Below are 8,136 nucleotides of genomic sequence, written 5' to 3' on the forward strand. Positions count from 1 at the left end.
GTCCTATAGGACGTCAACGCTCGGACGTGAGGAGGGCCTCGTCGCGGGATCGGACGGTTGCGGGCGGGCGGGGGCGCGGTGATCGGTAGGATCGCGGGGTGGAAAATACAGGTCGAACCGAATCTGCCGACGAGCTGGACGCGGGCGCCGACGCGCTGCCCGAGCAGATGCGGGTCCGGCGCGAGAAGCGTGAGCGGCTGCTCGCCGCGGGCCAGCAGGCCTACCCCGTCTCGGTCCCGCGCACGCACACGATCGCGCAGGTCCGCGCCGCCCACCCCGACCTCGAGGCGGGCCAGGAGACGGACGACGTCGTCGGCGTCGCCGGCCGGGTCGTGTTCCTGCGCAACACCGGCAAGCTCTGCTTCGTCACCCTGCAGGACGGTGCGGGTGCGCGCCTGCAGGTGATGCTCAGCCAAGCGGTCATCGGCGCCGAGTCGCTCGCCGCCTTCAAGGCCGACGTCGACCTGGGCGACCACCTCTTCGCGCACGGCCCGGTGATCAGCTCCCGTCGCGGGGAGCTCTCGGTGTTCGCTGACGCGTGGCAGCTCGCGTCCAAGGCGCTGCGCCCGCTGCCGGTGCTGCACAAGGACCTCTCCGAGGAGGGGCGCGTCCGCCAGCGGTACGTCGACCTGATCGCCCGCCCGGCCGCGCGGGACATGGTGCGGATGCGGGCCGGCGTCGTGCGCTCGCTGCGCGAGAACCTGCAGCGGCGCGAGTTCCTCGAGGTCGAGACGCCGATGCTCCAGACGATCCACGGTGGCGCGTCCGCGCGCCCGTTCACCACGCACATGAACGCGTTCGACCTCGAGCTGTACCTGCGGATCGCGCCCGAGCTGTTCCTCAAGCGGGCGGTCGTGGGCGGCGTGGAGCGGGTCTTCGAGATCAACCGCAACTTCCGCAACGAGGGCGTCGACTCGACGCACTCGCCCGAGTTCTCCTCCCTCGAGGCGTACGAGGCCTACGGCGACTACGACACCATGGCCGCCCTGACCCAGGACCTGGTGCAGCAGGCCGCGCTCGACACGCTGGGCACCACGACGATCACGCTGCCCGACGGCGAGCTGTACGAGCTCGGCGGCGAATGGACCCAGCTGCGCCTGTACGAATCGCTCTCCGGTGCGCTCACCGAAGAGATCACGTCGTCCACCTCGGTCGAGGAGCTGCTCAAGCACGCGGACCGCGTCGGGCTCCAGATCGACCCCAAGGCGACCAATCACGGCAAGCTCGTCGAGGCGATCTGGGAGCACCTGGTGGGCGACCACCTGTACGCGCCGACGTTCGTGCGCGACTTCCCGGTCGAGACCTCGCCGTTGACCCGCGACCACCGAACCGCACCCGGCCAGGTCGAGAAGTGGGACCTGTACATCCGCGGGTTCGAGCTTGCGACCGCCTATTCCGAACTCGTGGATCCGGTGATCCAGCGGCAGCGTTTCGAGGCGCAGTCGTTGCTCGCGGCGGCCGGCGACGACGAGGCGATGGCCGTTGACGAGGACTTTCTCACCGCGATGGAGTTCGCTATGCCGCCGTCGGGTGGCATGGGTATGGGGGTTGACCGACTGCTGATGGTGCTCACCGGTCTTGGGGTGCGCGAGACGATTCTGTTCCCCCTGGTGAAACCGCTCGCATGATCTCGCGACGTAGAGTGTTCGCGTGAGTCCGTTCCTTGCCGGAGTTGCCGCGCTCATCCCGTCCATCGGGGTGGGCTTCCTCTTCTATGTCGCGATCCGCTCGATTGTGAACGCGGATCGAACCGAGCGCGCGGCACTCGCGCGGATGGACGCCGAAGAGCGTTCTGCGCAGGAGTCCCCCGGCGCGTGAATCGCGCGTCCCTCGCCCCGGCGAGCCGTGCGCGGGAATGTGTTCCACGCCACGTGCGCCGGCGATCAGATCGCAAGTTATCCCCAACACGCCGTGCTCACGCTTTGACGCGCGAATGATCAAGTGCCATGCTTTAGCACGACGTATATTTTTCATCCCACGTATCAAGGGGCAATCCGATGGCTCAGAAGGTCCAAGTTCTTCTCGTTGACGATATCGATGGCGGAACTGCCGACGAGACGGTCACGTTTTCCCTCGACGGCGTCTCCTATGAGATCGACCTGTCGGGCGACCACGCGCGCGAGCTGCGCGACGGTCTGGCCAAGTGGGTCGGTCACGCCCGCAAGGTCAGCTCCCGCCCCGCCGGGCGCCCGGCACGCGGCACGACCGCACGTCGCGCGAGCGGCTCGACGGACGCCACGGCGATCCGCGAGTGGGCCCGGGCGAACGGTCGCAGCGTCTCCGAGCGTGGCCGCATCTCCGCGGACATCAAGGCCGCCTACGAGGCCGCGCACTGATCTGTCGCACCAAACTGATCTGTTGCACCATCTGGTGCCATCGGCCCCCTAGGGATCGACGTCGCCTCTGCCTCACCGCAACGTCCGAGCGTTGACGTCCTCTAGGACGTCAACGCTCGGACGTTGCGCGTTGTGGGGTGTGCGTAGTGCGTTGCGGGCGGGGTTCAGGCGGGGCGGATCGCCGTCAGGTCGCGGACGGCGGCGTACTGGGTGCGTACCTGGGGGGTCGGCTCCGCGGCGCTGACCGTCCCGCCGGACGACGCCCACTCGGGCGGGCTCGCCGTGCCGGCGAGGGCCCATGCGGCCTGTCGGGCCGCTCCGTTCGCGACGTACTCCCCGGGCGCCGGGATCGACACGTCGAGGCCGAACACCGCCGGTGCGATCCGGCGGACCGCCTCGGACTGCGCGCCGCCGCCGATCAGCAGCACGCGGCGCACCGGCACCCCCTGCTCCCGCAGCGCGTCGATCCCGTCGGCCAGCGCGCAGAGCATCCCCTCGACGGCGGCCCGGGCCACGTGCGCCGGGGTCGTGTTCGCGAGGCGCAGCCCGTGCAGGGCGCCCGTCGCGTCCGGCTTGTTCGGCGTGCGTTCCCCCTCGAGGTAAGGCACGAGCACCAGCCCGTCGGCTCCCGCCGGGGCGGCGAGCGCGAGGGCGCTCAGCCCGGCGTGGTCGACGCCGAGCATCCGGGCGGCGGCGTCGAGCACGCGCGAGGCATTGAGCGTGCAGGCCAGCGGCAGGAAGGCGCCGGTGGCGTCCGCGAAACCGGCGACCAGGCCGCTCGGGTCCGCGGTCGGCGTGCCGCAGACGGCCGACACCACGCCCGAGGTGCCGATGGAGATCGCGACGTCGCCCTCGACCATGCCCAGGCCGAGCGCCGCGGCCGCGTTGTCGCCCGCACCGGCGCCCAGCACGGTCCCCGGGCGTGCGGTGCGCCCGGGAGCGTCCGCGGTCCCGCCGGCCCGCGCTCCGGCGCCCACGACCCGCGGGAGCACCGCACCGTGGCCGAGCGCGAGCTCGAGCAGGTCGCGGCGGTAGTCGTCGGTGAGCGGGGACCAGTAGCCGGTCCCGGACGCGTCGGACCGATCGGTGGTGAGTGCCGCGAGCCCCGCGGCACCTGACCCGGGGCCGTGACCCGCGAGCCGCCAGGTCAGCCAGTCATGGGGGAGCGCCACCGCGGCGACGCGCGCCGCGTTGGCCGGCTCGGCGTCGCGCAGCCAGCGCAGCTTGGTGACGGTGAGCGACGCGACGGGCACCGACCCGATGGCCTTGGCCCACGCCGCGGCGCCGGCCTCCGGGTCGCCGTCGCCCAGCTCGCGCACCAGGTCGCCGGCCGCACCGGCGGACCGGGTGTCGTTCCACAGCAGCGCGTCGCGCACGACGGCGCCGTCCGCGTCGAGCGCGACCAGGCCGTGCTGCTGCCCGCCGACGGCGAGCGCGTCGACGTCCGCGAGCCCGCCGGCGTCGGCCACCGCGGCGCCCAGCGCGTCCCACCAGCGCTCCGGGTCGACCTCGGTGCGGTCAGGGTGCGACGCGCGACCGGACCGCACCAGCGCACCGGTGTCGGCGTCCCGGATCACGACCTTGCAGGACTGGGTGGAGGAGTCCACCCCGGCGATCAGCGTCATCGCTGCGCTCCTCGAGCTAGAAGTTCACACGAAAGTTCAGATGTGTCAGACCGAGCGCGACCTCTGGACCGCGAAGCGTCTGACAAGTCGGAAAGGGTGGTGGGTCAGCGGGCGCCGAGCGCGTGCTCGAGGGCCAGCTGGTTGAGCCGCACGAAGCCGAAGCCCCGCTTGGCGACGTCCTCGACGTCGAGGTCCTCGTACGACGAGGTGTCCGCGAGCAGGTCAGCGAGGGTTTCGCCGGCGGCGAGGGTCGGCACGGCGAGGTCGAAGACCCCGGCGGCCTCGAGCGCCTCCTGAACCTCGGGGTCCGCGCGGAACGCGAGCGCCCGCTCCTTGAGGATCAGATAGGAGCTCATGTTGGCCGCGGCCGACGCCCAGACGCCCTCGAAGTCCTCGGTCCGTGACGGCTTGTAGTCGAAGTGCCGCGGGCCGTCGTAGCGGGGTCCGCCGCTCGGGAAGCCGTTCTCGATGAGGTCGACGGTCCCGAACGCGGAGAACAGGTCGCCGTGCCCGAACACCAGGTCCTGGTCGTACTTGATCGACTTCTGCCCGTTCAGGTCGATGTGGAACAGCTTCTCGGCCCACAGCGCCTGCGCGATGCTCGAGGTGTAGTTGAGCCCGGCCATCTGCTCGTGCCCGGTCTCGGGGTTCACCCCGACGATGTCGCCGTGCTCGAGCTCGGCGATGAACGCCAGCGCGCTGCCGACCGTCGGCAGGATGATGTCGCCGCGGGGCTCGTTCGGCTTGGGCTCGATGGCGATCTTCAGCCCGTAGCCCTGGTCCTTGATGTAGGCGGCGACGGTGTCGATGCCCTCGCGGTAGCGGTCGTGCGCGGCCTTGAGGTCCTTCGCGCTGTCGTACTCGGCACCCTCGCGCCCGCCCCACATCACGAACGTCTCGGCGCCCAGCTCGGCGGCCAGGTCGACGTTGCGGACGACCTTGCGCAGGCCGTAGCGGCGCACCCGGCGGTCGTTCGAGGTGAACGCGCCGTCCTTGAAGATCGGGTGGCTGAACGTGTTGGTCGTGACCATCTCGACCTTGATGCCGGTCTCGTCGAGCGCGGCGGAGAACCGGGCCAGGATCTTCTCGCGGGTCGCGGCGTCCGAGCCGAAGGGGACGACGTCGTCGTCGTGGAAGGTCACGTAGCTGGCGCCGAGCTTCGCGAGCTGGTGCACGGACTCGACCGGGTCGAGCCAGGGGCGGCTGGCGTCACCGAACTGGTCGCGCGCCTCCCAGCCGATGGTCCACAGGCCGAACGAGAACTTGTCTTCGGGGGTGGGCAGTGCCGTCATCGGGAGTCTCCTCATCGAGATTTGTTGTTCCGCCGAACATATCCGACGACCCGGCTAGGGTCAACACATGTCCGACGACGAATCCTCGCCTGCGCACGCGACGTCGACGGCGGCCACCGGCGGTCCGCAGGCCGCCGCAAACGGCCGCGCCGCACGTCAGGCGGGACTGCGCGAGCACAACCTGAGCCTCACCCTGCAGCACGTCCTGGACGCCGCAGGCCCGGTCTCGCGCGCCAACATCGCCGCGGCGACCGGTCTCGCGCGGGCCACCGTGTCGGGACTGGTCGACCTGCTGATCGAGGCGAACCTGGTCCGCGAGCTCGACCTCGAGCCGCACGGAGCCCGTGGGGCCGGCCGCCCGGGGGTCCCGCTCGCTCCCGCCCGGGGCACGATCGCCGGGATCGGCATGGAGGTCAACGTCGACTACCTCGGGGTCCGCGCGGTCGACCTCGCCGGGACGGTGCTGCACGAGAGCGTCGAGTTCGGCGACTTCCGCAACAGCGATCCGGCCGCGGTGCTCGACCGGCTCGCGCGGCTCGCCGGGGTCGCGATCGCCGCGCTGAGCGCCGACGGCGTGCGCATCGCGGGCACCGCGCTCGCCCTGCCCGGACTCGTCGACCGGGTCACGGGCCCGCTGCGGGTCGCCCCGAACCTCGGCTGGCGCGACGTCGACGTCGTCGGGCGCATGATCGCGCACCCGGTGCTGGAGGCGTTCGCACCGCACCTCGCGAACGAGGCGAACCTCGCGGCGCGCGCCGAGTCGCACGCCCGACGCGGGGGCGGCCGGCCGAGCTTCGTGTACGTCTCGGGTGAGGTCGGGATCGGTGGGGCGATCGTGATCGACGGCGAGATCTTCGCCGGCCGGCACGGGTGGAGCGGGGAGATCGGGCACCTGATCGTCGACCCGTTCGGAGCGCGGGGCCCCGGGCGTGGTTCGCTCGAGCACTTCGCCGGTCAGGATGCGCTCATGGTCGGAGCCGGCCTCGACCCGTCGCTGCCGATCGCCCGCCTCGTCGAGGCGGCCGCCACGGATGACCCGGCCGCGCTGGGCTCGTTGCGGGCCGGGGCCCGCGCGCTCGGGATCGCGCTCGCAAATGTGGTGAACATCGTCGACGTGGGCGAGGTCGTGCTCGGCGGCGCATTCGCACCGCTGTTCCCGTATCTGCGCGACACCGTCAGCGAAGAGCTCGAGCGCGGTGTGATCTTTGCGCCGTGGTCACCGCTTCGGGTCGGCGTGGCGGTCGCCGGCGAATATCCCGCAATGACCGGTGCCGCGCTCGTGGTGCTGCGCACGGTGGTCGCCGATCCGGGTGGCTGGATGCCCGGCGAGCAGCCATAGCGCCCAATCCCGCGAAGCCGGTCGCCGAGCACGGCGGGGCAGCCGCATCAATCGCGGCCCCGGTACGGCGAGCCATTCTTCGCGTCGGCCCAGGCGACGAGGCGGTCGCCGGCGTGGATCTATGCGCGGGCTGTGAACCGGATCACGCCCGACCGCGGCGCAGCGATGCCGGACGGGCCTTCTTGCGGCTCGATCCGCCGCAGCGAACGCGCACGGCCGCTCCCGCGGGCGAGTTTGGGCGGGAATGTCCGCTTGCCGGGTTCGTCGGCGCGTTGATTGCGGTCGACAGCGGACGTTCCGCGCGCTTACTCGCGACTCGATCGAACTGCCGAACAACGCCTGGCCGCGTGGTCGGCGACCCGTCGCGCCTCGTAGGCTCCGGCAGGTGACAACCCCTCGCGCCCTGTGGATCGGCACCTATCCGAACAACGGCGCCGGCACGCCCGCGGGGCTCGGGGAGGGCATCTGGCGCGTCGACCTCGACCCGGTCACCGGCGTGCTCTCCGGGGCGGTGCTCGCCGGCCTGAGCCCCGCGCCGTCGTTCGTCGTGACCCACCCGGGCGGCCGCGTCGTGTACGCGGTCGGGGAGCAGGCCCACGGTTCAGTGACCGCGTTCGCGGCGGGCCCGCGCGGGGAGCTCGCCGCGCTCGCCATCGTGGACTCGGGCGGCGCGGACCCGTGCCACCTGCTGCTCTCGGCGGATGCGCGCACGCTCTACGTCGCCAACTACAGCTCCGGTTCGGTCGCCGTGCTGCCCCTGGATGCCGACGGCGCATTCGCGCGGGCGACCATCGCGGACGGCCCGCTCCAGGTGCTCGAGCACACCGGCTCGGGGCTGGACGCCGACCGCCAGGAAGGTCCGCACGCCCATTTCGCCGCGTACGCCCCGGGCGGGGAGCACCTGCTCGTCGTCGACCTCGGGACCGACGAGCTCCGGCGCTACCGCATCGAGGCCGACGGGCGCCTGGAGCCCGACGGCATCGCCGCGACCCTGCCCCCCGGCACCGGGCCGCGACACCTCGTGGTCGGCGGCGACCCGGACGGGCGCGGCGTGCTGCTGTACCTGGTGGGCGAGCTCGACGTCACGGTGCGCGTGCTGCGCTGGGACCGCGCGACGGCGACCGCCTCGATCGTCCAGACGGTGCCCGCGACCGTGACGCCGCGGCGCAGCGGGGACAGCATCCTGCCCGCGCACGTCGTGCTGGACGGCGCCCGGCTGCTGGTCTCGGTCCGCGGCGCGGACGTGCTCACGGTGTTCGACGTCGAGCCCGCCACCGGACTGCTCACCCGCGCCGCGGAGGTCGACTCCGGCGGCGCCTGGCCCCGCCACTTCGCCCCCCTCGCAACCTGGACCGTCATCGCCAACCAAACCTCCGGCCACCTGGCCGCCCTCCCCGCCCCGCCCCTCGCCGAGGTAGTACCCCCGGTGCGAGGTAGAGCCCTGGATCGCTCTACCTCGACGCGCGGGCACTACCTCGCGATCCCGGCGCCGGCATGTGTGGTGGCGGCCGTGTGAGCGCTTGGGGTGGGGGGCGGGGGAATAG

Annotated in this window: 7 protein-coding genes; 5 read left to right on the forward strand and 2 right to left on the reverse strand. The window is 72.1% G+C overall.

The genetic code is table 11. The features are described 5' to 3' along the window. The first annotated feature begins 167 nt into the window (after nucleotides 1-167). The 3 genes from lysS (at nucleotide 168) to VIM26_RS22925 (ending at nucleotide 2,336) form a co-directional block, all read left to right on the forward strand. Nucleotides 168-1,628, forward strand: coding sequence for a lysine--tRNA ligase (gene lysS / locus VIM26_RS22915; RefSeq protein WP_331955631.1), 1,461 nt, complete (start codon nucleotides 168-170; stop codon nucleotides 1,626-1,628). 22 nt (nucleotides 1,629-1,650) lie between these two features. Further along, nucleotides 1,651-1,818 carry a hypothetical protein gene (locus VIM26_RS22920; RefSeq protein WP_331955621.1) on the forward strand — a complete coding sequence of 56 codons (168 nt, stop codon included), beginning with the start codon at nucleotides 1,651-1,653 and terminating at the stop codon, nucleotides 1,816-1,818. A gap of 179 nt (nucleotides 1,819-1,997) precedes the next feature. Further along, nucleotides 1,998-2,336 (forward strand): Lsr2 family protein, encoded by a 339-nt coding sequence (locus VIM26_RS22925; RefSeq protein WP_331955623.1) that lies wholly within the window; start codon nucleotides 1,998-2,000, stop codon nucleotides 2,334-2,336. A gap of 164 nt (nucleotides 2,337-2,500) precedes the next feature. On the opposite strand, the gene xylB is transcribed toward VIM26_RS22925, so the two are convergent. Beyond that, nucleotides 2,501-3,961, reverse strand: coding sequence for a xylulokinase (xylB, locus tag VIM26_RS22930; protein ID WP_331955625.1), 1,461 nt, complete (start codon nucleotides 3,959-3,961; stop codon nucleotides 2,501-2,503). Nucleotides 3,962-4,065: 104 nt separating this feature from the next. After that, nucleotides 4,066-5,253 (reverse strand): xylose isomerase, encoded by a 1,188-nt coding sequence (gene xylA / locus VIM26_RS22935; protein WP_331955626.1) that lies wholly within the window; start codon nucleotides 5,251-5,253, stop codon nucleotides 4,066-4,068. 67 nt (nucleotides 5,254-5,320) lie between these two features. Here xylA and VIM26_RS22940 point away from each other — a divergent pair, with 67 nt between their 5' ends. Together VIM26_RS22940 and VIM26_RS22945 are read left to right on the forward strand one after the other, a co-directional pair. After that, the gene (locus VIM26_RS22940) at nucleotides 5,321-6,592 is read left to right on the forward strand and encodes an ROK family transcriptional regulator (RefSeq protein ID WP_331955627.1); all 1,272 of its coding nucleotides are present in this window, start codon (nucleotides 5,321-5,323) and stop codon (nucleotides 6,590-6,592) included. A gap of 385 nt (nucleotides 6,593-6,977) precedes the next feature. Continuing rightward, on the forward strand, nucleotides 6,978-8,108 hold the full coding sequence (locus VIM26_RS22945; RefSeq protein ID WP_331955629.1) for a lactonase family protein: 1,131 nt from the start codon (nucleotides 6,978-6,980) through the stop codon (nucleotides 8,106-8,108). The last annotated feature ends 28 nt before the right edge of the window (nucleotides 8,109-8,136 follow it).

The organism is Pengzhenrongella sp. (genome assembly GCF_036565025.1).
In the GTDB taxonomy this organism is placed as follows: domain Bacteria; phylum Actinomycetota; class Actinomycetes; order Actinomycetales; family Cellulomonadaceae; genus Pengzhenrongella.

Excerpts from the sequence above, each read along its gene's own strand:
- lysS (WP_331955631.1), top strand. The coding sequence starts at position 168 with ATGCGGGTCCGGCGCGAGAAGCGTGAGCGGCTGCTCGCCGCGGGCCAG.
- VIM26_RS22925 (WP_331955623.1), top strand. The coding sequence starts at position 1,998 with ATGGCTCAGAAGGTCCAAGTTCTTCTCGTTGACGATATCGATGGCGGA.
- xylB (WP_331955625.1), bottom strand. The coding sequence starts at position 3,961 with ATGACGCTGATCGCCGGGGTGGACTCCTCCACCCAGTCCTGCAAGGTC.
- xylA (WP_331955626.1), bottom strand. The coding sequence starts at position 5,253 with ATGACGGCACTGCCCACCCCCGAAGACAAGTTCTCGTTCGGCCTGTGG.
- VIM26_RS22940 (WP_331955627.1), top strand. The coding sequence starts at position 5,321 with ATGTCCGACGACGAATCCTCGCCTGCGCACGCGACGTCGACGGCGGCC.